Origin of the sequence: Elstera sp., from assembly GCF_044372965.1 — a bacterium.
GTDB lineage: Bacteria > Pseudomonadota > Alphaproteobacteria > Elsterales > Elsteraceae > Elstera.
In genome coordinates, this window is the sequence record NZ_JBILQX010000031.1 from 1 (window position 1) to 20,242 (window position 20,242).

A 20,242-nucleotide genomic window follows, 5' to 3' on the forward strand; every position below is an offset into this window, starting at 1 on the left:
CTGTTTCTAAAAGCCCGCGCGGCCCTCGGTACCGTCGTGTGGCCGGGCGAGATCGATCTCGCTCCCGAAACCCTCTACGACCTCTCTGTCCCAATCGACGCGCCTTCGGGCCAAAGGGTTAGCGCCTAAAAGCGCCGCCCCCCGAACCCCCCACGCGCGGAAACCCTGGGGCGGTTTCTTTATGGGGGCGGCGGGCTGTGCTAGCCTGGCCCCATGCGCCGGAAGGGCGGCGACAATGCCGACGATTTGTATGTTCTATGGGTTGCTCATTTCGCTCTTCTACGAAGAAGGCGACCGGCACCACATGCCGCATTTCATGTGCGATATCAGGCTTTTAAGGCTGCCATAGCCATTGAAGACGGGCGCGTATTGGCAGGAAATCTACCGCCACGCCAAACAAAGCTCGTTATTGCTTGGGCCGAGTTGCATCAGGATGAGCTTATGGCGAACTGGGAGCTCGTGAGAAACGGCGAGGAACCTTTCCGCATCGCGCCCCTCCAATAAGGACAAACCTAATGTTGCTTGATGTTGTGGCCGTTAAAGCCCTCCCAAATTATCAACTCGACCTCACCTTCGAGAACGGAGAGCAGCGCCGCTTCGATATGAGGCGACTGATGGATCGAAAGCCATTTAATCGTTTGAACAATAATAGTTTCTTCGGGGCGCACGTCGATTACGGCACCGTGGTTTGGCCCGGCAACATCGATATCGCTCCCGAAACGCTCTACGACCTCTCCGTCCCAATCGACGCGCCCTCGGGCCAAAGGGTTAGCGCCTAAAAGAGCCGCCCCCTGAGCCTCTCACGCGCGGAAACCCTGGAGCGCTTTCTGCATCGTTTGCTTGCCTTTGCACGGGGGGCGCGGTTAGCTTCGGCGCAGTTCTTCTTCTGCCCTTTCGGGGAAAACCATGCTCAAATTCATTCACGTCGGCTGCGGGCCGAAGCGCAAAGATCGCACCACACCGGGCTTTAATACGCCCGATTGGCAAGAGGTGCGGTTCGATATCGATGCCTCGGTTGAGCCCGACATCACCGGCACGATGACCAATATGTCGGCGGTGCCCAGCGGGTCGATGGATGCGCTGTTCTCCAGCCACAATATCGAACACCTTTATCCGCACGAAGTGTCTGTGGCGCTGGCGGAGTTTCGCCGGGTGCTCACGCCGAACGGCTTTGCGGTGATCACCTGCCCGGATCTAAAATCGGTCTGCGCGCTGGTGGCCGAGGATAAGCTGACCGAGCCTGCTTACACCTCCCCCGCCGGGCCGATTGCGCCGGTCGATATTCTCTATGGTCATCGGGCGGCGATGCAGGCGGGGAACCTCTATATGGCGCACCGCTGCGGCTTTACCGAAAAAGTGCTGGTCGCCTGCCTCAAGGAAGCCGGGTTTGCCATGGTCGCCAGCCGCGCGCGCCCCGGCCCCTATTTCGATCTCTGGGCCGTTGCGACGGTCGCCGAAATCGCGCCCGAGGCGTTGCGCGATTTTGCGGCTCAGCATATTCCGCTGACCTAGGGGAAGATCATGACCGATATCCGCCGCCTAAACCCCGAAACCCGCTATAGCGACGCCGTTATTCACGGCGGCACGGTGTATCTTGCGGGCCAAGTCGGCGAGACGCTGACGGGCTCGGTGACGGTCCAGACGCAAGAAGTCCTGGCGACGATTGACCGGCTGTTGGCGGAAGCCGGCACCGATAAAGCGCGCCTGCTCACGGCAACCGTCTATCTCACCCATATGTCGGATTATGCCGAGATGAACGCGGTCTGGGATGCTTGGGTTGCGCCCGGTTGTGCCCCGGCGCGGGCGTGCGTTGAAGCGCGCATGGCCCGGCCCGAGTATCGCGTGGAGATTCAGGTGATTGCGGCGTTGTGAATTTGGGCGAGAAATGCGCGTCATTTCCATGGCTCCGCTGCGGGAATTCTGGGATCAGCACCCAGAATCCCGCGCTTCTCTCAGCGACTGGCTGCGCCGGGCTAAAGCCTGCCAAGCGTCTGACTTCACAGCCCTGCGCCGTGCTCAACCACGCGGACTATGACCGAGATAAGTGGAAGCGACGATGACACCGGTAGTCGAACTCACTCAACTCATTCCGGCCTGGCAGACGCTTCAGAAGATAGCCCCGCTCGGTCCGATTCTGACGGAACAGGATTATCTGCGCACCGCCGATATCTTGAACCTGCTGATCGATGAGGTGCGCGACGATGCCGAACATCCGCTGTTCAGCCTGATGGGGATTGTCGGTGAGCTTATCGAGTCTTATGAGGCGGGCCTTGAGCCCAGCGAATAAGCGGGGCAGTTTTCCCGCCCCGCGTTTCGTCAGCTAAACGCCTGAATCCCAGTAATCGCCCTGCCCAAAATGAGCGCGTGGATATCGTGGGTGCCCTCGTAGGTATTCACGACTTCGAGGTTCACCAAATGGCGGGCGACGCCGAATTCGTCGGAAATCCCGTTGCCGCCCAGCATATCGCGGGCGGTGCGGGCGATGTCCAACGCCTTGCCGCAGGAATTGCGCTTCAAGATCGACGTTAGTTCCACCGGCGGGTGCCCAGCCTCCTTCATCCGCCCCAAGCGCAGGCAGCCTTGTAGCCCGAGCGCGATATCGGTCAGCATATCGGCCAGCTTCTTTTGAATAAGCTGGTTGGCCGCGAGCGGGCGCTGGAACTGATGGCGATCTAATACATATTGCCGTGCCGTAGTGTAACAGGCTTCCGCCGCGCCTAAAGCGCCCCAGGCGATGCCATAGCGGGCCGAATTGAGGCAGGTGAAGGGGCCTTTCAGCCCCTTAACCCTTGGCATCAGCGCGCTTTCGGGTACGAAAACATCCTCCAGCACGATTTGGCCGGTGATGGAGGCGCGTAAGCCCACTTTGCCGTGAAGCACAGGAGTTGAAAGCCCCTCGGTGTCGCGGTCCAGAATAAAGCCGCGAATTGCGCCGTCTTCGGTTTTCGCCCACACGATAAAGACATCGGCAATCGGCGCGTTGGTGATCCAGGTTTTGGAACCGGTCAGCCTATAGCCGCCAGGCACCGCCTTTGCCCGCGTGGCCATGCTGCCAGGGTCCGACCCGTGATCGGGTTCGGTCAGGCCAAAGCAGCCGATCCATTCGCCCGAAGCCAGTTTGGGCAGATAGCGTTGCTTCTGCTCTTCCGAGCCGAACTCGAAAATCGGCACCATCACCAACGAGGATTGCACCGACATCATCGAGCGGTAGCCGCTGTCGATCCGCTCAATCTCGCGCGCGACCAGCCCATAGGCGACATAACCCAAGCCTGCGCCGCCGTATTCGGGCGGCAAGGTTGGCCCGAGCAGGCCGAGCGCCCCCATTTCCTTGAAAATCGCCGGGTCGGTCTTCTCATTGCGGAACCCATCCAGCACGCGGGGGCTGAGATGGTCGCGGGCATACCCGGCGGCGGTTTCGCGCACTTGGCGCTCGTCGTCGGTCAGTTGGCTGTCCAGATCGAACGGATCGGCCCAATTAAATGTATCTGCCACCGGCCTTCTCCCCGTTAGCCTGTCTGTCTTATGCAGACGCTAGCGCGCGCGGCCTGCGAAGGCTAGTTCGACGACAGGCCCGCTGTTTCTTTCAGAATTGCACTGATGAGGTCTTTCCCCACGCGCGCTTCCATGGCCTGCCTTACGGGCGCGAGCGCGGCCATCCAGGCTTTGCGCTCCTCGGGCGTCTGCGCGTGAAACTCGGTGGTGCCGGCGGCTTTCATCGCGGTAATCGCCGCGTCATTCTCCTGCTGGGCGATTTCATTGCCATAGCGGGTGGCGTCGCGCAGCGCGGTTTCGAGCACGGCCCGCAGATCGGACGGCAGGCTATCCCAGAAGCGCTTATTCACGATCACCGCATAGCCGAGATAACCGTGATCGGTGAGCGTCGCGTAGGGCTGCACCTCGTGCATGCGCTGGGTAATCATATTGGACGGCGGGTTTTCCGTGCCATCGACCACCCCGGTTTGCAGCGCCTGATAGACTTCGGAAAAGGCCAGAACCTGCGGTAAAGCGCCCAGCGCCCGCATCTGCGCATCTAGCACGCGCGACGATTGAATGCGCAATTTCAGGCCTTTCACGTCGTCGGGCAACCTAATCGGGCGCTTGGCGCTCATCAGCTTAAAGCCATTGTCCCAATAGGCGAGGCCCTTGATGCCCTTGGGTTCGAGTTTGGCCAGAAGTTCCGCACCGATCTTGCCGTCGGTAATCTTGCGCAGGGCGGTTTTGCTGGGAAACATGTAGGGGATATCAAAAACTTCGAACTCACCGACGCCTAAGGGCGCGAATTTTGCCAGCGAGGGCGCAAGCATTTGCACCGCGCCGAGCTGAAGCGCTTCGAGTTCTTCCTTATCCTTATAGAGTTGGCTATTGGGGTAGATCTGCACAAATACCCGGCCCTGCGTGGCCTGCTCGGCAAGGTCCTTGAAGCGCAGGGCGGCTTTGCCCTTCGGCGTATCGTCGGCGACAACATGGCTGAAGGTGATAACGATGGGTTTGGCGGTTTGCGCCTGAAGGCTAGGGGCGAACAAAACACCCATTAGCAGGCATGCGCGTAGGAACGCGGCACGGCGTTTCATCATAGTCTCTCTCCCAGAGGATTTTAGCGCTTCACCCGGTGGGCGGCGCTTTTTTCTTCTGCTTTCAAGTATGCTAGCTTCGGTGCTTGCCTCTATTGTGGACATCCGCAAGCGGAGAAACATCCGCAGCGGGAGGGGGAAAATGCGCTTTACCATCCCGCGCCGGGATCTCATCCAGGCGCTTCCAACGTTATCGCTGGCCCTGATCGCGCTGCTGCTGGGCTTCATGCTGTGGCTGTTCCAAGCGCACGAGCGGGAGAACGAGCGCCATACGCTGATTATGGACACGCTCTGGGCCGAACAAGCCTTGCGCTTTCAATTAGGCTCCGCCGAAGAAAAACTGCGACTTTTGGCCGACGATCTGGGGCGCGGTGCCATAAGCTCGCCCCTCGGGTTCGAGGCCAAAGCCCGGCAGATGTTGGCGGGCAATCCCGACTTCACGCGGCTGCGCTGGCTTGGCGCGGGCGGGGCGGTGAATGCCACGCTTCCGCCTTTTCCCGAGGGCGGCGGGCTGGATATCGGCAGTCTGCCACTCACTGAAGTGCGGGCGCTGGGGCGGGCGGCCTATGGCGGCATTACGCAGTCGCCGGGGCGGGGGGCGCATGATTCGGCCCATCTGCCGTTGGTCACGCCGATCTTCCGCGACGGGCGCTACGATGGCGCGTTGGTTGCCGATATTTCGCTGCAAGCCTTGCTCACCCAACATGTGCCCTGGTGGTTCACCGAGCGTTACCGGCTGAGCCTGCTTGATCCCAACGGGCAAACGCTGGCGGCGAAACCCGAGGCGTTGCCCGACCCCAGCCAGTTTCTGCCAGACCGGGCGACGCACCGCATGCCGCTCGACCCGCCGGGGCAAGGGATTACGCTGCTGGTCGCCCTGTATCGGGCCGGGCCGTGGGAGGCGCAGGCGGGGATTCTCGCGGCGGTCTCGGTGTTGGCACTGGTCGCGGGCGCGAGCCTCCTCACGGCACGGCGGCAGATGCGGTGGCGCGTGCGGGCCGAGCAAGCGTTGCGCACCGAATATGCCTTTCGCCAAGCGATGGAAGATTCGCTGACCGTGGGCATGCGCGCGCGCGACCTGACCGGGCGCGTGACCTATGTGAACTCCGCCTTCTGCCAGATGGTGGGCTTCGAGGCCGAGGAGCTGATCGGCCAAGATCCGCCGATGGCCTATTGGGTGCCGGAGGATTACGAGCGGACCCAGGCGGTTCATGATTCGGTTTTGGCCGGAACCCCCTACCCCTCGGGCTTCGAGCTGCGCTTTCAGCGCCGCACTGGCGAGCGCTTCGATGCGTTGATTTACGAGGCCCCGCTGATCGATGCGGACGGCAAGCATACCGGCTGGATGGGCTCCTTTGTCGATATTACCGCGCGTAAAAAGGCCGAGGAAAGTCAACGCCAGCAACAAGAAATGCTGCAACAGAATGCCCGGCTGATTACCATGGGGGAAATGGCGTCCACCCTCGCCCATGAGCTTAATCAACCGCTCTCCGCCATCACCTCCTATGCGACTGGCAGTCTTAACCGCCTGCAAGCGGCGGGGGGCGATGCAGAGTTGGAGCGGGCGCTGACCAAACTGACCCTACAAGCGCGGCGGGCCGGAACGATTATTCGCCGCATTCATGATTTCGTCCGCAAGCGCGAACCCCGCTTGAGCGCCTGTTCCCTGCCGGAGATCGCCCAGGATGCCTTGGATTTTCTCGCCGCTGAAGCGCGTAAGCTGGGCGTTGCCATTCGTACGGACCTGCCGGACGATCTGCCCTTTGTGCACGCCGACCGTATTTTGATCGAGCAGGTGATCTTGAACCTCGCCCGCAATGCCTTGGAGGCGATGGCCGCCGTCCCCCGGGGGCAGCGCTTCCTGTGGCTTTCGGCGGAAGCGCTGGCGGATCGGGTGGAAGTGCGCGTGCAGGACAGCGGCCCCGGCGTGGCTGCCGCCCAGCAGGAAACTTTGTTCAATGCGTTTTTCACGACCAAGCCCGATGGCATGGGCATGGGGCTGAACATCTGCCGCTCGTTGATCGAGTTCCATCAGGGGCGGTTGTGGTACGAGCCTGCAACGGGCGGCGGCGGGTTGTTTATCTTCACCCTGCCCCGCGCGCCGGAGGAGGCCCCTGACCGGGAGAAAGCCGCATGAGTTGCGTTCATATTATTGACGACGATGAGGCGATCCGCGACGCGCTGTCCTGGTTGCTCGGCTCGCGCGGCGTGGCGGTCCAGACCTGGGAGTCGGCGGAAAGCTTTCTTTCCGCCTATCGCGCCGATGTGCGCGGCTGCCTGCTGCTGGATATTCGCATGGGCGGCATGAGCGGGCTGGAACTCTTCGACCGGCTGCGCGCCCAAGCCTGCGCGCTGCCGGTGATTTTCCTGACCGGCCACGCCGACGTGCCAATGGCGGTTTCAGCCCTAAAGCGCGGCGCGCGCGATTTTGTCGAAAAACCTTTCAACGACAATGATCTGGTCGACCGGCTCCTGGAGGCGCTCGCCGCCGAAGCCGAAGCCCATGCCCGCAGCGCCAGCAAAGCCGACCGGCTGACCCGTCTCGCCACCCTGTCCAGTCGCGAGCGGCAGGTGATGGACCTTATTCTAGAAGGGCTGATGAACAAGGTCATCGCCGACCGGCTCGGTATCAGCATGCGCACCGTCGAAGTGCATCGGGCGCGGGTGTTGGAGAAAATGGGCGCGAAAACGGCGGTCGATCTGGCGCGGCTGGTGGCGGGGGAGTGAGCTACTCTGCTGCCAGCGCCGGGCGCGCATAGGGCGTGATCGCGTTGAGCGTTTCCCCCACAGAGCGCTCAGCAATTTCCAAGTCATAGGCGGTTTGCAGGTTCAGCCAGAACTGCGCGCGCATCCCGAAGAATTTTTCGAGGCGCAGGGCCGTATCGACCGTAACTGCGCGTTGCCCGTTGATAACTTCGCTGATGCGGCGCTGAGGCACCCCGAGGCTTTTGGCGAGCCGATATTGAGTCATGCCGAGAGGTTTCAGGAACTCCTCCAGCAGAAAGCGTCCTGGGTGAAGGGGGGCAAGCCGTGGCGCATCGGGATCGATAATGTCCGAAAAATCCAAATGCTTGGCGTCTTCCCAGGTGTAGCCCATGCTGATCCTCCTCAATGATAATCGACCAATTCGACATTCCAGGCCGATCCATCCCGCCAATCGAAGCAGATCCGCCATTGGCGGTTTACCCGGATGCTCCATTGCCCGGCTCGGTCGCCGACTAGCTTTTCGAGGCGGTTAGAGGGAGGCAACCTTAGGTCTTCAACCGCTTCAATTTGTCCCAAGGTAATGGGACGATCCCGCGCCGCCTGTTGAAGCGTTTGGGGGAGAGATTTCACCGGCGTTCCCGATGCAATCGCCAGCGTTCGTTTATCCGCGAAGCTCTTAATCACGCCTGATACTAACCCATCTCGATACTAACGCCAAGCGCCCCTATATCGCGCCCCTTCCCAATCCCTTAACGCCCGTGGCATACAGGAAGCATGACCAGCACCCTGCCCCCGCCGATTCCCGATTTCCGTACGCCGCTCAGCGTTGCGCCGATGATCGATTGGACGGATCGGCATTTCCGCTTTTTCCTGCGCCTCATCACGCGCCGCTCGCGGCTCTATACCGAGATGATTACCAGCGCGGCGCTGAAATATGGCGATAAGGCGCGGCATTTGGATTTCGACGGGGCGGAACATCCCATTGCCCTGCAATTGGGCGGGTCCGATCCGAAGGAACTAGCCGAGGCCGCGCGGATGGGGGCCGATTGGGGCTATGACGAGATTAATCTCAACGTCGGCTGCCCGTCCGACCGGGTGCAGTCGGGCCGTTTCGGCGCGTGTTTGATGGCGGAACCCGAGGTGGTGGCGCGCTGCGTCGAGGCGATGGCGCGGGCGGTGCCGCTGTCGGTTACGGTGAAGCACCGCCTTGCCATCGATGAGATGGACGAGGAAGAAACAGTGTTTCGCTTCGTCTCGATTGTCCGCGAGGCCGGGTGCCAGCGCTTCATCGTTCACGCCCGCAAAGCCTGGCTGAAGGGGTTGAGCCCCAAGGAAAACCGCGATATTCCGCCGCTGCGCTATGAGTTGGTGCACGCGCTCAAAGACCGTTTCCCGGACCTTGACCTATCGCTGAACGGCGGCATTCGGAGTTTGGACGAGGCGGCGGCGCATCTGCCCCATCTCGACGGCGTGATGATCGGGCGGCTGGCCTATGAAGACCCGTGGAGCTTTGCCGAGGCGGATCGACGCTTCTTCGGCGCGGCTGACGCCCCCGAAAGCCGCGCCGCCGTGGTGCAGGCGATGCTGCCCTATATCGAGCGGCGGATGGGCGAGGGCGTGCCGCTGAAAGCCATCACCCGCCATATGCTCACCCTGTTCAAAGGCCAGAGTGGCGGGCGGGCGTGGCGGCGGTATTTGTCGGAAGTGGCGCATCGCCCCGGCGCGGGGCCGGAGGTGGTGGAAGCCGCGCTGCGCATGACCGAACCTTCCTCCTTAGCGGCCTAATCCGCGGATGTTCGGCTATATTCTGCGCCGTTTGCTGCTGATGATCCCGACTTTGTTCGGGATTCTGCTGGTGAATTTTCTCGTCATCCAAGCCGCGCCGGGCGGGCCGGTGGAGCGCACGATTGCCGCCTTCCAAGGGCGCGGTGGCGGCGATATGGACCGGTTGGGCGGCGGCGGCTCGGAAACCCTGAATTCCGACCCGCAAAAGCGCGGCACCAATATCACCCCGGAGCTTCTGGCCGAAATCAACGCCCTCTACGGGTTCGACAAGCCGCCGGTGGAGCGGTTTCTCACGATGATCGGCAATTACCTTCAGTTCGATTTCGGTAAAAGCTTCTACCGCGACCGCAGCGTCGTCGATCTGGTGATGGATAAGCTGCCCGTCTCCCTCTCTTTGGGGCTCTGGACGCTGTTGCTCACCTATGGCGTCTCCATCCCGCTCGGCATTGCCAAAGCCGTGCGCGACGGCAGCCGGTTCGATGTGGTGACGAGTGTCGCCGTGATCGTCGGCTATGCCGTGCCCGCGTTTCTGTTTGCGGTGCTGCTGATCGTGCTGTTTGCAGGCGGCTCGTTCCTGTCGATCTTCCCCTTGCGCGGCCTTGTTTCCGATAATTGGGAAAGCCTGTCGCTCGGCGGGAAGATTCTCGACTACTTCTGGCATCTCGCCTTACCCCTCACGGCCATGCTGATCGGCGGCTTTGCGGGGCTGACCTTGCTGACCAAGAACAGCTTTATCGATGAAATTGGTAAAGCCTATGTGCTAACGGCGCGGGCCAAGGGTTTGCGGGAAAATCAGGTGCTCTATGGGCATGTGTTCCGCAATGCCATGTTGCTGGTGATTGCCGGGTTTCCGGCGGCCTTCATTGCCACGCTCTTCACCTCCTCCCTGCTGATCGAAGTGATTTTCTCGCTCGATGGCTTGGGGCTCTTGGGCTTCGAGGCTACCACGAGCCGCGATTATCCGGTGATGTTCGGCACGCTCTACGCTTTCACCCTGCTGGGGCTGCTGCTGCAATTGCTGGGCGATCTGGTCTTCACCTGGATCGATCCGCGCATCGACTTTAACCGGCGGGAGGGGTAATGCGCCCGATCACCCGCCGCCGCCTGCTCGCCTTCAAAGCCAATCGCCGAGGCTTTTGGTCCTTATGGATTTTTCTTGCGATTTTTCTGCTGTCCTTGGGCGCGGATCTGATCGCCAACGATAAACCGCTGCTGATCCGCTATGACGGCGGCTGGTACGTGCCGGTACTGAAAACCTATGCCGAAACCACCTTCGGCGGCGATTTCCCGACCGAAGCCGACTACCGCGCCCCGGAAGTGCAGGTGCTGATCCAGGAAAAGGGCTGGGCGCTGTGGCCGCTGATTCCTTACAGCTATGATACCGTCATCAAAGATCTCGACCGCCCCGCGCCCGTCCCGCCGAACCGGCAGCAGTGGCTGGGGACCGACGATCAAGCGCGCGATCTGGTGGCGCGGCTGCTCTATGGGTTGCGCGTGTCGCTGCTGTTCGGGCTGATCCTCGCCAGTGTCAGCGCTTTCATCGGCATCGCGGCGGGGGCCGTGCAGGGCTATTACGGCGGGCTGACCGATCTGCTGTTTCAGCGCTTTATCGAAGTCTGGAGCGGCTTGCCGGTGCTCTATTTGTTGATTCTGCTCTCCAGCCTCGTTCAGCCCGGCTTCTGGTGGCTCTTAGGCACGATGATGCTGTTCAGTTGGATTGCCCTGGTCGGCGTGGTGCGGGCGGAAGTTTTGCGCACGCGCAATTTCGATTACGTCCGCGCCGCCCGCGCGCTTGGGGTGGGCGATGGGGCGATTTTGCGCCGCCATGTGCTCCCCAACGCAATGGTGGCGACCGTTACCTTTCTGCCGTTTCTGCTGAATAGCGCCATTGGCGTGCTGACCAGTCTGGATTTCCTCGGCTTCGGCCTGCCGCCCGGCTCGCCCTCCCTGGGGGAGATGCTGGCGCAGGGGAAGAATAATCTGCACGCGCCCTGGCTCGGCATTACCGCCTTCGTCAGCCTCGCGGTGATTATGACGCTGCTGGTGTTCATCGGCGAGGCGGTGCGCGACGCGTTCGATCCGCGCCGAGGCTTACGATGAGCGACGCTTTGCTGGCGGTGCAGAATCTCGCCATCACCTTCAACCCGCCCGGCGGCACGCCGGTTCCGGCGATGCGGGGGCTGAGTTTTTCGCTCCACAAAGGCGAAACCTTAGTGCTGGTGGGCGAAAGCGGCTCGGGTAAATCGGCGTCTGCCTTGGCCATTCCGCGCCTGCTGCCCAAGGGCACGGATATTTCCGGCTCGATCCGTTTTTTGGGGCAAGAGTTGACCCAGGCTAGCGAGACCGACCTCCGGGGGTTGCGCGGCAACCGCATCGGCATGATTTTCCAAGAACCGATGACGGCGCTGAACCCGCTCCATCGCGTCGGTGACCAGATCGCTGAAACCCTGCGCCTGCATCGCGGCCTCAGCCAAACCGAGGCGCGCGCCCGCGTGCTGGCGCTGATGGCGGAAGTGGGTATCGACCGGGCGGAGGAGCGGCTTTCGGCCTTCCCGCATCAGCTTTCCGGCGGCCAACGCCAGCGCGTGATGATTGCGGCGGCCCTTGCGTGCGACCCCGCCTTGCTGATTGCCGACGAGCCGACGACCGCGCTGGACGTGACCCTGCAAGCGCAAACCCTGGCGCTGCTAAAGCGCATCCAGGCCGAACGGGGCCTCGGCATTCTGTTCATCACCCATGATTTCGGTGTTGTGCGGCGCATGGCCGATACGCTGGCCGTGCTGCGGCGCGGGGAATGCGTTGAAATCGGCCCCGCCGCTCAAGTTCTCACCCAGCCCCAGGCCGCCTATACGAGCGCGCTTTTGGCGGCGGAACCCTCGGGTCGCCCCGCGCCCGTCTCCGATACCGCGCCGATTGTGCTGGAGGGGCGGGATCTCTCGATCCGTTTCGGCACGCGGCGCTGGTGGGGCGGGCTGGGGGCGGGGTATCTTGCCGTCGATCATGTCTCGCTCAGTTTACGCGCCGGGGAGACGCTCGGTGTTGTCGGCGAAAGCGGGTCGGGCAAATCCACCCTCGGCCTGCGGCTGTTGCGTTTGTTGCGCGGTGGTGGTCGTGTGGACCTCCTCGGGCAGGATTTGGACGCGCTGCCAGGCCCGGCCCTGCGCGCCGCGCGGCGGCAGTTGCAGGTGGTGTTTCAAGACCCGTTCGGCTCGCTCTCGCCGCGCCTTTCGGTCGGGGAAATCATCGGCGAAGGGCTGACGGTGCATCCCGACGGGCGCGACCCGGCTAGCGCAGTTGCCGAGGCTTTGGCCGATGTTGGGCTTGATCCCGCGATGGCGGACCGTTATCCGCACGAGTTTTCCGGCGGGCAACGCCAGCGGATTGCCCTTGCGCGCGCGCTGATCCTGCGCCCCCAGGTGCTGATTCTCGACGAGCCGACCAGCGCGCTGGACCGCTCCCTACAGGGCCAGTTGATTGAGCTGCTGCGCCAGCTCCAGGCCAGCCGGGGGCCCGCCTATCTGTTCATCAGCCATGATCTCGCGGTGGTGCGCGCGCTGAGCCATCGGATCATTGTTCTGAAAGACGGCAAGATCGTTGAGACCGGCGATACGGAAACGGTGCTCACCCGCCCACAGAATCCCTACACGCAAGCCCTGCTCGCCGCCGCCGATCTAAGATAGCGGTTGAGAAAAATTTGATCGCTCCTGTCTAAAAGCGCGCGTGACCCGGCGTGCCTACCGCGCCATGCTAAACCCATGTGGATCATCGTTACCCTCGCCGCCGCCTTTTTCCAATGCGTGCGCACTTTCCGGCAACGGGCCTTAAAGGGCCTGCTGAGCACTAACGGCGCGAATTTCGTGCGCTATATCTATGGCGCGCCCCTCGCTTTAGCGGCGCTCGCGCTGTTGCTGGCGACTAGCGGCGCGCCCCTGCCGTCGGTGCCGGGCGGGTTCTGGGTTTCCGCTATCTTGGGTGGCCTCGCGCAGATTCTGGCGACCTCGGCGCTTCTCTTAGCCATCACGCGCGATAGTTTTGCGGTCGGCACGGCCCTGTCGAAAACCGAAGCCTTGCAAGCCGCCATTATTGCTGCGCTGTTTTTCGGCGAGCATGTGGGCTGGGGCGGGGCCTTGGCGATTGCGGCGGGGTTCGGCGGCGTGGCGCTCTTAACGCTGAAAAGCTTGGATCGGCGCGCGTTGATGGGCAGCGGCAGCATGTATGGGCTGATCTCGGGTTTCTTTTTCGGCTGGTCCGCGATGTTTATCCGCGATGCCGCTCTTGCGGTGCCGACCGATTTACCGCTGCTGGCGGCTCTCGTTACGCTGGCCTCGGTCACGTCCTTGCAAACATTGATGCTAGGGGCGTGGCTGCTGGTGCGCGAACCGGGGATGGTGACAAAGGTTTTCCGGGCCTGGCGGGTGAGTGCGCCGGTCGCAATCCTATCCGTTCTGGGTTCGGCCTGCTGGTTTTTGGCCTTCACCCTCCAAAAGGCCGCCTATGTGCGCGCGCTGGGGCAAGCGGAACTGGTCTTCACGGTTGTTGCTTCCACATTCCTGCTGCGTGAAAAATTCGGGTTCCGGGAAGCGCTGGGAACCTTCATCATTACGGGATCGATTGTCGCGTTACTGACGTTAACCCGGTAAAAAAAGAGCCGTTAAGGGCCGCCGGGGGAGAGAGTCCTACCCCCATGGCCATTCCGATTCCGACCGTTAAAACCGCCTCCGCCGATGCGATTGCCGCCCTGGTGGCGGGGCCGGCCCTGGGCGCGGTAGGGCTGATTTTCAACCGCGCCTCACCGCTCGGCCCCTCGGCGACCGCCGGGTGGCGCATGCTGTTTTCGCTGCTGTTGACGGGGTGGAAGATCCGCAGTTTGCCGCCGCGCCCGCTGTGGGGCTGGATGGGATTTGCGGGGCTTTTCTACGCCGCCGATCTCGCGCTTTGGTATGGGGCGATTATGCGCACCAGCTTGATGAGCGCGACGCTGATTATCAATATCTACCCCGCTATCGTCGCCCTGCTCGCCTGGCCGCTCTTGGGGGAAAAACCAACGCGGCGGCTAACGATGGGGCTCGTGCTTACCCTCTGCGGCGGGGCCGTGGTTGCCCTGCGACCGCAAGCGGCGGGGGGCAGTGCCTTTACGCCGGAGGATGCCTATGTGGGTGCGATTCTCACCTTCTGCGCCGCCTTCGTTTATGCGGGCTATACGGTGGTGACGAGCCGCGTGACGGGGGAACTCAGCAGCACAACGGCGACTTTCTGGACCAATCTCATCGCTCTGCCGATTCTGTTCGCCATTGCCTTTATCAGCGGGGAGAAAATCCAGATTACCGGCTGGGCGGCGCTTTGGCCGGTGCTAGGGCTCGCCGTGTTTGGCGGCGTGGCGCAACTCAGTTTTGCCTACGCGCTTCAACGGCTGCCCGCCGCTTTTGCCGCGATGGGGAGCCACTTATCGCTCATCTTTACCGGGTTGGTCGGCTGGGCGGTTTATAGCGAGCCGATCACGCTGGAGCATCTGATCGGCGGCGGGCTGATCATCGGCGGGCTTGTTTGGGCGCGGGAGAAGCGGAAGCGGGATTAAGCGCGCTTACGGCCGGGAACGGCTACGCGGGGCGGCCGAATGGCCATATCGAGCCAGTGGCTTGGCGGGGACGCGCTATCACCAGCGGCGGCGCGGAAGAATTTGAGAATCACGACGCGCACGGCCGAGGTCAGCGACGATTGCTGACGGTAAAGATCGATCTCGGTCATCACTTCGGCAAGGCTGCGCCCGGTAAGCCGCGTCATGGTCTCCAGCGCGTCCCACATTTCTGGCTCCAGCCGCAATGAGGTGCGTCGGGTGCCGATGCGCACCGTCTGGCAGCGCAAGGTTGAGTCGGAGAGCGAGGGCGAGGCCCGATGCGAAGGGCGCGTATCCGGATGCGTGTGCATATCTTCATATTCTATATCGTATGGAAATATGCAACCGATTTTATGTGGAGCGCCGTGAGTTTTAGGCGAACTAGAAGGTGAGGCTTACCTTCTGCCCGTCCGACAGGCTGCACTCACCAAAACCACCCCCGAACGGCCCCGCCGATGCTTGGGCAAAGGTCAGCGTACAGGTGAGCGTTCGCGCTTGACTGCCGAGCAGCAGCGCTTGACCTTTCGAGCCATATTCTGTGCGTGGGCCGTAATCGTAATAATCATCGTCGGGATAATAAAGCCGCCCGCGCCACACCACTGGCGGGCGATAGACCGGGCGTTGCGGATAGCTTGTACGGGTTTCCTGAATCAGATTGCCCGTAAACTTCTCGCCGCCCGGCAGCACCGTGGTGATTTGGACGGCGGCTTCGCCGGGGTAGCGGCTGGCCGTCATCGTGAAGCGCTCGCCCTGCCGCCCATCCGTGCCGATCAAGGCGGCGTCCAGGCTGCGGAACTGCGGTTGCGGCGGGGCGCAGGCCGCAAGCCCCAAGAGTATCCCTGCCAATATCCCGCGCGAAACAAGCGTCGCCATCGTCTAAAACTCCTCGGCCCCCGAAAAGGGGCTTGCCCTTATTTAGGCTTAGCCGATGCGTGCAGCAAGATTATGCCGCCGACACGAGCAGCCGCCCGGTCTTTGGATGGCGCAGAACGGCGACGGGCGTGTCATAGGCTTCGGATAGCGCGGCCGCCTCGATCACCTGGGCGAGCGGGCCGCTACGCAAAAGCTGGCCGTGGAGCAGCAGCAGCGCCGCGTCCGCCACCCGCGCCGCGAGGGTAAGATCGTGGAGAATGGCGACCACGGTCACGCCGTCCTGAGCCGCCAGATCGCGCGCTGTTTCCAGAATAACGATTTGATGTTTTAGGTCGAGTGCGGCGGTGGCCTCGTCCAGCAGCAGCACGCGCGGCGGGGCGTCGCCGGGCGGATACCAAAGCTGGGCGAGCGCGCGGGCGAACTGCACCCGCTGCTGCTCCCCCCCCGAAAGGCTGGCATAGGGGCGGCTCCAAAACGCTTCCAGATGAAGCTGACGGCGGATAGCCGCCAGCGCCATCCGGTCGAAAGCGCTGTTTTGATGGGGTAAGCGCCCCAGCGCCACCACCTCTTCGACCGTAAAGGGAAAGGCGAGATGGGTTGCCTGGGGCACCAGCGCGCGGTGACGGGCGAGATCGCCCGCCGACCAAGCCGAGAGGGGCCGGTCGAACCAAGTCAGGGTCCCCGCGGTGGGCGGTCGGTCGCCGCCGAGGAGGGCGAGCAGGCTCGATTTCCCCGCCCCATTCGCCCCCAGCACCGCCGTTACCGTTCCCGGCGCCAGCGTGAAGGTGAGGTTCTGCAGAATAGCCTTGCCGCCCAGCGTAAGGCCGAGGTTCTGGACCTGGATCATGCAATCCCTCCACCGCGTTTGCGCAGCAAGAGCCAGAGGAAAAAGCCGCCGCCGATAAGATTGGTCAGTAGCCCCACGGGCAGTTCTGCCGGGGCTAGGAGCGTGCGCGCCCCGATATCGGCCAGCACCAGCAAACCCGCGCCGATCACCATCGATCCGGGCAAAACGAAGCGATGGCCCGCCCCGAGCAACAAGCGCGCAAGATGCGGGGCGAGCAGCCCAAGAAAGCCGATCACGCCGCAAAAAGCGGTGGCGGCACCAACGCCGAGCGCGGCGGCGATCACCAGAACCCGGCGCAATCGGGTGACATTGACCCCCAAATGCGCCGCCTCGCGCTCGCCCAAAGCAAGCGCATCGAGCTTGCGGGCTTGGCTGAGCAGACCTCCGAGGCAGAGAACCGCCGCTGGAAACACCCAACCCACGCCGCGCCAACCGCCACTTGCCACACTGCCGAGCGACCAATAGGTGATGTCGCGCATTTGCCGATCATCGGAAAGGTATGTCATGAACCCAACCCCGGCCATCGTGATGACGGTCATCGCGAGGCCCGCGAGCAGCAACCCTGCGACACTGGAGGCGCGCACGGTCCCGCTTTGAAAGCGCTGGGCCAAGAGCAGCACCGTTCCCGTCGCCAGCAGGCTGCCGATAAAGGCGGCGAACGGCACCAGCGCAGGCCCCGCGAGAGCCGGAAAATACCCGCCGAAGACAATCGCCGCGACCGCTGCTACCGCCGCCCCGCTCGACACGCCAATCAATCCAGGATCGGCGAGCGGATTGCGGAATAGCCCCTGCATCGCCGCGCCCGCCCCGGCAAGGCAGGCCCCGACGAGCGCCGCCAACAGGGTGCGCGGCAGGCGGATGGCATGCAGCACCAGGGCCGCGCGTTCATCGGCCCCCGGCGCGAGCAGTCCGCGCACCACCTGCCAAGGCGTAAGCTTCACGGCACCGATGCCTAAGGAGAGGATCAGCAGCAGGGCGAGCAGAAGCCCCAGCCCCAGCAGCACGAGGGGCCGCCGCAGTTTTCCGGTCGGCAGGGGCAGGGCAAGGGTGGCGTCGGTCATGGTAGGGCGGCGAGTTTCGGCAGTCCGGCGGTCGGGTGTAGCGCGCGGGCGAGGTCCAGCGCGGCTTCCCCCAGACGCGGGCCGAAACCGAGCAGGAAGAGACTGTCGCGCACAATAATCCGGCCTTCTTTGCCTGCCGGGGTCAAGGACAGGTCCGGGTGTTTGGTCAGCGCTTCGATGCTGCCAAGGGCCGCGACCACATGGCTTGCGGTTAGGATGAAATCGGGCGCGGCGGCCAGCACGGCTTCGGGCGTGAGCGGCTTATAGCCGCTGAACCCGCGCACGGCGTTTTGCCCGCCCGCAAGCTCGATCATCGTTCCGGCGGACGTATTTTCGCCCGCGACCACCAGCCCGCGCGCCGCGCTGAGGACGAACAGGACTTTTGGCCGGTCTTGAATTGGGGCAAGGGCGGCCCGCACGGCGGCAAGATCCCGGCGCACCGTCGCTTGCAGTTTCGCGGCTTCGGGGGCTTTGCCGAGCGCGTCGCCGATTTGGCCGATCCGCGTGAGCACCGCGCTTTCGGTGAAGCCATCGGCCAGCGCCAACACGGGAATTCCGGCGGTTTTGATCTGAGTTAGGATCGGCGGTGGCCCGGCTTCAGCGGCGGCGATGACGAGCGTCGGATTAAGCGAGACGACGCCTTCCGCCGACAGATTGCGGACATAGCCGATGCTGGTCAGGCTTTGCGCTTCGGGCGGATAGAGGCTGGTGGTATCGGTGCCGACTAAGCCCTTTTGTGCCCCTAAGGCATAGACGATCTCGGTCGCGGTGCCGCCTGCCGAAACGAGTCGCGGCTCGGCTGCCAGCGCGGGCAGGGCGATGAGCCCCGCCAGCAGCGGAAGAAGCGCGCGTCTCATTGTGCGCCCAAGGTCGGCAGGGCCGCAACCAGCGCGCGCCACGCCGGATCTTCCGCCTGGCCTGGCTTGCGTTTGCCAAACAGCGAGGCGACCAGGGTTTCTTGCGCATCGAACAGTTCGAGCGAGGTGACGACCCCATCGTCGGTCGGCTTATAGACGACCCAGGCGTGGGTGATCGTCGGCTCCAGAATATGCAGATTGAAGGCGGGATCCATCACGTTGAACCAAGGGCCGGTCGCCAGCAGTTTCGCCACCGGGCCGGTATGAATCTGAATGATCCCCGGATTGCCGACGAAGACCATAATCGGGGTTTCGGCGGTTGCGGCACCTTCCAGAACCGCGCGCAAGCTGAGCGGCGCGACGGGCCGCGCGCGCGCTTCCCCCGCGAGGCGTAGCGCCTGCTGGCGGGCGAGTTTGAAGCGCATCAAGAGCCCGTGGAATTCGTGCGTATCCTTCAGCCCGTCCCATCCGGCGATGAATCCGGCTTGATCGATCTCACGGTCGGGGAGGGGCGTTTTCGCCGGAGCCAGGGCCTCTAAGGTAAGCGGGGCCGCGTCGGCAGTGACGAAGGCGGCAACCAGCGCTTGGAACGCCGCTATATCGCTGCCCTCAACCAGATAGATTTTATGCAGCGCCCCGCCCGCTTTATCGAAGAAATGCAGACTGTTGCGGTCGCCGCGCGGGCTGCTTTCGGTCACGGCGACGGCGTGTGCCCAGGCCCACAGGAAAATCCGCAGGTCGATCTCATCGCCCAGGACCAACCCGACCATGCCATCGAAGGAGGGGGCGTTATAGGGGCCGGTTTTTTCGTGAACGATGCTCTCGTTCCGCGTCAGCACCATCACCGGGCCAAGGCTGGGAACGCGCCCCAGAATCTCCTTAAACTCCGGGCGCAGGCGCGTTGAAACCGCCCCATCGCCGCCCGCGAGCAAAAGCTCCAATTCCGAAACGCCCAAGCGCTCGGCGGCATTGCGGCGGCGCAGGCCGGTTTCCTGGGCCAGAAGCTCGGCATGGCGCGCGGCGAGCGTGTCCAACCCGAGGGGGCGGGCAGCGGGGCTGGCGGGGGGTGGGGCAAGCGTGGTCATGGCGAGGCTCCTTGAGGGAAAGATCAATTCAGCGTGAAACGGATGGGCACTTGCACCCAGGCGGCGAAGGCAATGCCGTCGCGCCGATAGGGTTCAAACTGCCAGCGGCGGACAGTGGCGAGCGCGGCGCGGTCGAGCAGTTCGAAGCCGGAACTGCGCCAAAGCAGAACCTCCTCCTGATCGCCCTCGGGGCCGACCCGGACGCGCACCAGCGCTTCCCCCTGCTGGTCGAGCGCCGCTGCCCGAGGGGGGTAGGCGGGTTTTACCGGCGGTTCCCGAAACCTCGGCTCGGTAATCAGCGGGACGGCGGCCACTTCCGGCGCGGGCGGTGCCGGGCTTGGGGGTGTGATCGGTGCAGGGGTGGGTATGTTTGAAATACTTGTCGATACATCCGAAGCCGGTCCAACCGAGGCCGCCGCGAGAACCGCAGCTTTCGGCGGGGGTTTGCGCGGGATGGGTTTCTCAGAAACGGCTTTTTGTTTCGGCGGGGGGGCCGCGACCGGCGATGGTTCGGAGACGGTTAAGGCCTCTGGCAGCGAAGGGGGCAGCGGGGCGGCGGCAACCCGCACCGGCTCGGGAGGAGGGGGAGCCGGGGTTTCGATGGGCGGTGGCGGCACTGCGATCGGCTCAGGGGCTGGCGGCGGCGCGTTCTGGGCTGGTGGCGCGGCGTCTGCCACCGGGGCGGGCAGCAGCATCAGCGTGATCGGCATCGGGTCGGGCTTCGGTAGGCCGGGGCGCAAGGCCGGGATGCTGGCAATGCCCGCAATCAACGCGCCATGCACCAGCAGGGAGGCCAAAAAGGCCCCGCCTGCTTTCGATTCGGCCCGCCCCCCGAACATCGGC

General features: G+C 63.3%; 24 protein-coding genes. 13 read left to right on the top strand and 11 right to left on the bottom strand.

Annotation, left to right across the window (positions count from 1 at the left end):
• Nucleotides 1-213: 213 nt before the first annotated feature.
• The 5 genes from ACIQ36_RS06350 (at nucleotide 214) to ACIQ36_RS06370 (ending at nucleotide 2,287) form a co-directional block, all read left to right on the top strand.
• Entirely contained in the window at nucleotides 214-504 is a 291-nt protein-coding gene (locus ACIQ36_RS06350) for a DUF4160 domain-containing protein (protein ID WP_395827014.1), read from the top strand.
• An 11-nt stretch (nucleotides 505-515) separates the two neighbouring features.
• Nucleotides 516-779, top strand: coding sequence for a DUF2442 domain-containing protein (locus tag ACIQ36_RS06355; protein WP_395827017.1), 264 nt, complete (start codon nucleotides 516-518; stop codon nucleotides 777-779).
• Between the two features lie 127 nt (nucleotides 780-906).
• A complete protein-coding gene (locus ACIQ36_RS06360; RefSeq protein ID WP_395827020.1) occupies nucleotides 907-1,512 on the top strand; it encodes a class I SAM-dependent methyltransferase in 606 nt (201 codons plus the stop codon).
• Between the two features lie 9 nt (nucleotides 1,513-1,521).
• Nucleotides 1,522-1,872, top strand: coding sequence for a RidA family protein (locus tag ACIQ36_RS06365; protein WP_395827023.1), 351 nt, complete (start codon nucleotides 1,522-1,524; stop codon nucleotides 1,870-1,872).
• A 184-nt stretch (nucleotides 1,873-2,056) separates the two neighbouring features.
• Nucleotides 2,057-2,287 carry a hypothetical protein gene (locus ACIQ36_RS06370; RefSeq protein ID WP_395827027.1) on the top strand — a complete coding sequence of 77 codons (231 nt, stop codon included), beginning with the start codon at nucleotides 2,057-2,059 and terminating at the stop codon, nucleotides 2,285-2,287.
• Nucleotides 2,288-2,316: 29 nt separating this feature from the next.
• Here the strand turns inward: ACIQ36_RS06370 and ACIQ36_RS06375 are convergent, their stop codons facing one another.
• Both ACIQ36_RS06375 and ACIQ36_RS06380 read right to left on the bottom strand, forming a co-directional pair.
• Entirely contained in the window at nucleotides 2,317-3,492 is a 1,176-nt protein-coding gene (locus ACIQ36_RS06375; protein ID WP_395827030.1) for an acyl-CoA dehydrogenase, read from the bottom strand.
• A 62-nt stretch (nucleotides 3,493-3,554) separates the two neighbouring features.
• The gene (locus tag ACIQ36_RS06380) at nucleotides 3,555-4,574 is read right to left on the bottom strand and encodes a TRAP transporter substrate-binding protein (protein ID WP_395827034.1); all 1,020 of its coding nucleotides are present in this window, start codon (nucleotides 4,572-4,574) and stop codon (nucleotides 3,555-3,557) included.
• A 139-nt stretch (nucleotides 4,575-4,713) separates the two neighbouring features.
• Between ACIQ36_RS06380 and ACIQ36_RS06385 the strand changes: the two genes are divergently transcribed.
• Entirely contained in the window at nucleotides 4,714-6,708 is a 1,995-nt protein-coding gene (locus ACIQ36_RS06385; protein WP_395827037.1) for a PAS domain S-box protein, read from the top strand.
• Nucleotides 6,705-7,298 carry a response regulator transcription factor gene (locus tag ACIQ36_RS06390; RefSeq protein WP_395827040.1) on the top strand — a complete coding sequence of 198 codons (594 nt, stop codon included), beginning with the start codon at nucleotides 6,705-6,707 and terminating at the stop codon, nucleotides 7,296-7,298. The genes ACIQ36_RS06385 and ACIQ36_RS06390 overlap by 4 nt, the downstream gene beginning before the upstream one ends.
• A 1-nt stretch (nucleotide 7,299) precedes the next feature.
• On the opposite strand, the gene ACIQ36_RS06395 is transcribed toward ACIQ36_RS06390, so the two are convergent.
• On the bottom strand, nucleotides 7,300-7,668 hold the full coding sequence (locus tag ACIQ36_RS06395) for a HigA family addiction module antitoxin (protein WP_395827043.1): 369 nt from the start codon (nucleotides 7,666-7,668) through the stop codon (nucleotides 7,300-7,302).
• Between the two features lie 11 nt (nucleotides 7,669-7,679).
• A complete protein-coding gene (locus tag ACIQ36_RS06400) occupies nucleotides 7,680-7,961 on the bottom strand; it encodes a type II toxin-antitoxin system RelE/ParE family toxin (protein WP_395827046.1) in 282 nt (93 codons plus the stop codon).
• 90 nt (nucleotides 7,962-8,051) lie between these two features.
• On the opposite strand from ACIQ36_RS06400, the gene dusA reads away from it, so the two are divergent.
• From dusA to ACIQ36_RS06430, 6 genes are all read left to right on the top strand, one after another.
• A complete protein-coding gene (gene dusA, locus ACIQ36_RS06405; protein ID WP_395827048.1) occupies nucleotides 8,052-9,062 on the top strand; it encodes a tRNA dihydrouridine(20/20a) synthase DusA in 1,011 nt (336 codons plus the stop codon).
• A gap of 7 nt (nucleotides 9,063-9,069) precedes the next feature.
• Entirely contained in the window at nucleotides 9,070-10,143 is a 1,074-nt protein-coding gene (locus tag ACIQ36_RS06410; protein ID WP_395827051.1) for a microcin C ABC transporter permease YejB, read from the top strand.
• A complete protein-coding gene (locus ACIQ36_RS06415) occupies nucleotides 10,143-11,162 on the top strand; it encodes an ABC transporter permease (RefSeq protein ID WP_395827054.1) in 1,020 nt (339 codons plus the stop codon). The genes ACIQ36_RS06410 and ACIQ36_RS06415 overlap by 1 nt, the downstream gene beginning before the upstream one ends.
• Nucleotides 11,159-12,742 carry an ABC transporter ATP-binding protein gene (locus ACIQ36_RS06420; protein WP_395827058.1) on the top strand — a complete coding sequence of 528 codons (1,584 nt, stop codon included), beginning with the start codon at nucleotides 11,159-11,161 and terminating at the stop codon, nucleotides 12,740-12,742. The genes ACIQ36_RS06415 and ACIQ36_RS06420 overlap by 4 nt, the downstream gene beginning before the upstream one ends.
• A gap of 75 nt (nucleotides 12,743-12,817) precedes the next feature.
• Nucleotides 12,818-13,702 (top strand): EamA/RhaT family transporter, encoded by an 885-nt coding sequence (locus tag ACIQ36_RS06425; protein ID WP_395827061.1) that lies wholly within the window; start codon nucleotides 12,818-12,820, stop codon nucleotides 13,700-13,702.
• Nucleotides 13,703-13,746: 44 nt separating this feature from the next.
• A complete protein-coding gene (locus tag ACIQ36_RS06430) occupies nucleotides 13,747-14,637 on the top strand; it encodes a DMT family transporter (protein ID WP_395827064.1) in 891 nt (296 codons plus the stop codon).
• Here the strand turns inward: ACIQ36_RS06430 and ACIQ36_RS06435 are convergent.
• From ACIQ36_RS06435 to ACIQ36_RS06465, 7 genes are all read right to left on the bottom strand, one after another.
• Nucleotides 14,634-14,987, bottom strand: coding sequence for a ribbon-helix-helix domain-containing protein (locus ACIQ36_RS06435; RefSeq protein WP_395827067.1), 354 nt, complete (start codon nucleotides 14,985-14,987; stop codon nucleotides 14,634-14,636). The genes ACIQ36_RS06430 and ACIQ36_RS06435 overlap by 4 nt on opposite strands.
• 70 nt (nucleotides 14,988-15,057) lie before the next feature.
• On the bottom strand, nucleotides 15,058-15,549 hold the full coding sequence (locus ACIQ36_RS06440) for a hypothetical protein (protein ID WP_395827069.1): 492 nt from the start codon (nucleotides 15,547-15,549) through the stop codon (nucleotides 15,058-15,060).
• A 70-nt stretch (nucleotides 15,550-15,619) separates the two neighbouring features.
• Nucleotides 15,620-16,396, bottom strand: coding sequence for a heme ABC transporter ATP-binding protein (locus ACIQ36_RS06445; RefSeq protein WP_395827072.1), 777 nt, complete (start codon nucleotides 16,394-16,396; stop codon nucleotides 15,620-15,622).
• Nucleotides 16,393-17,457 (bottom strand): FecCD family ABC transporter permease, encoded by a 1,065-nt coding sequence (locus ACIQ36_RS06450; RefSeq protein WP_395827075.1) that lies wholly within the window; start codon nucleotides 17,455-17,457, stop codon nucleotides 16,393-16,395. Before ACIQ36_RS06450 ends, ACIQ36_RS06445 begins: the two co-directional genes overlap by 4 nt.
• A complete protein-coding gene (locus ACIQ36_RS06455) occupies nucleotides 17,454-18,314 on the bottom strand; it encodes a hemin ABC transporter substrate-binding protein (protein WP_395827078.1) in 861 nt (286 codons plus the stop codon). The genes ACIQ36_RS06450 and ACIQ36_RS06455 overlap by 4 nt, the downstream gene beginning before the upstream one ends.
• On the bottom strand, nucleotides 18,311-19,399 hold the full coding sequence (locus tag ACIQ36_RS06460; RefSeq protein ID WP_395827081.1) for a hemin-degrading factor: 1,089 nt from the start codon (nucleotides 19,397-19,399) through the stop codon (nucleotides 18,311-18,313). Before ACIQ36_RS06460 ends, ACIQ36_RS06455 begins: the two co-directional genes overlap by 4 nt.
• Nucleotides 19,400-19,422: 23 nt before the next feature.
• Complete coding sequence (locus tag ACIQ36_RS06465) at nucleotides 19,423-20,238, bottom strand: energy transducer TonB (RefSeq protein WP_395827083.1); 816 nt, start codon at nucleotides 20,236-20,238, stop codon at nucleotides 19,423-19,425.
• Nucleotides 20,239-20,242: the final 4 nt, after the last annotated feature.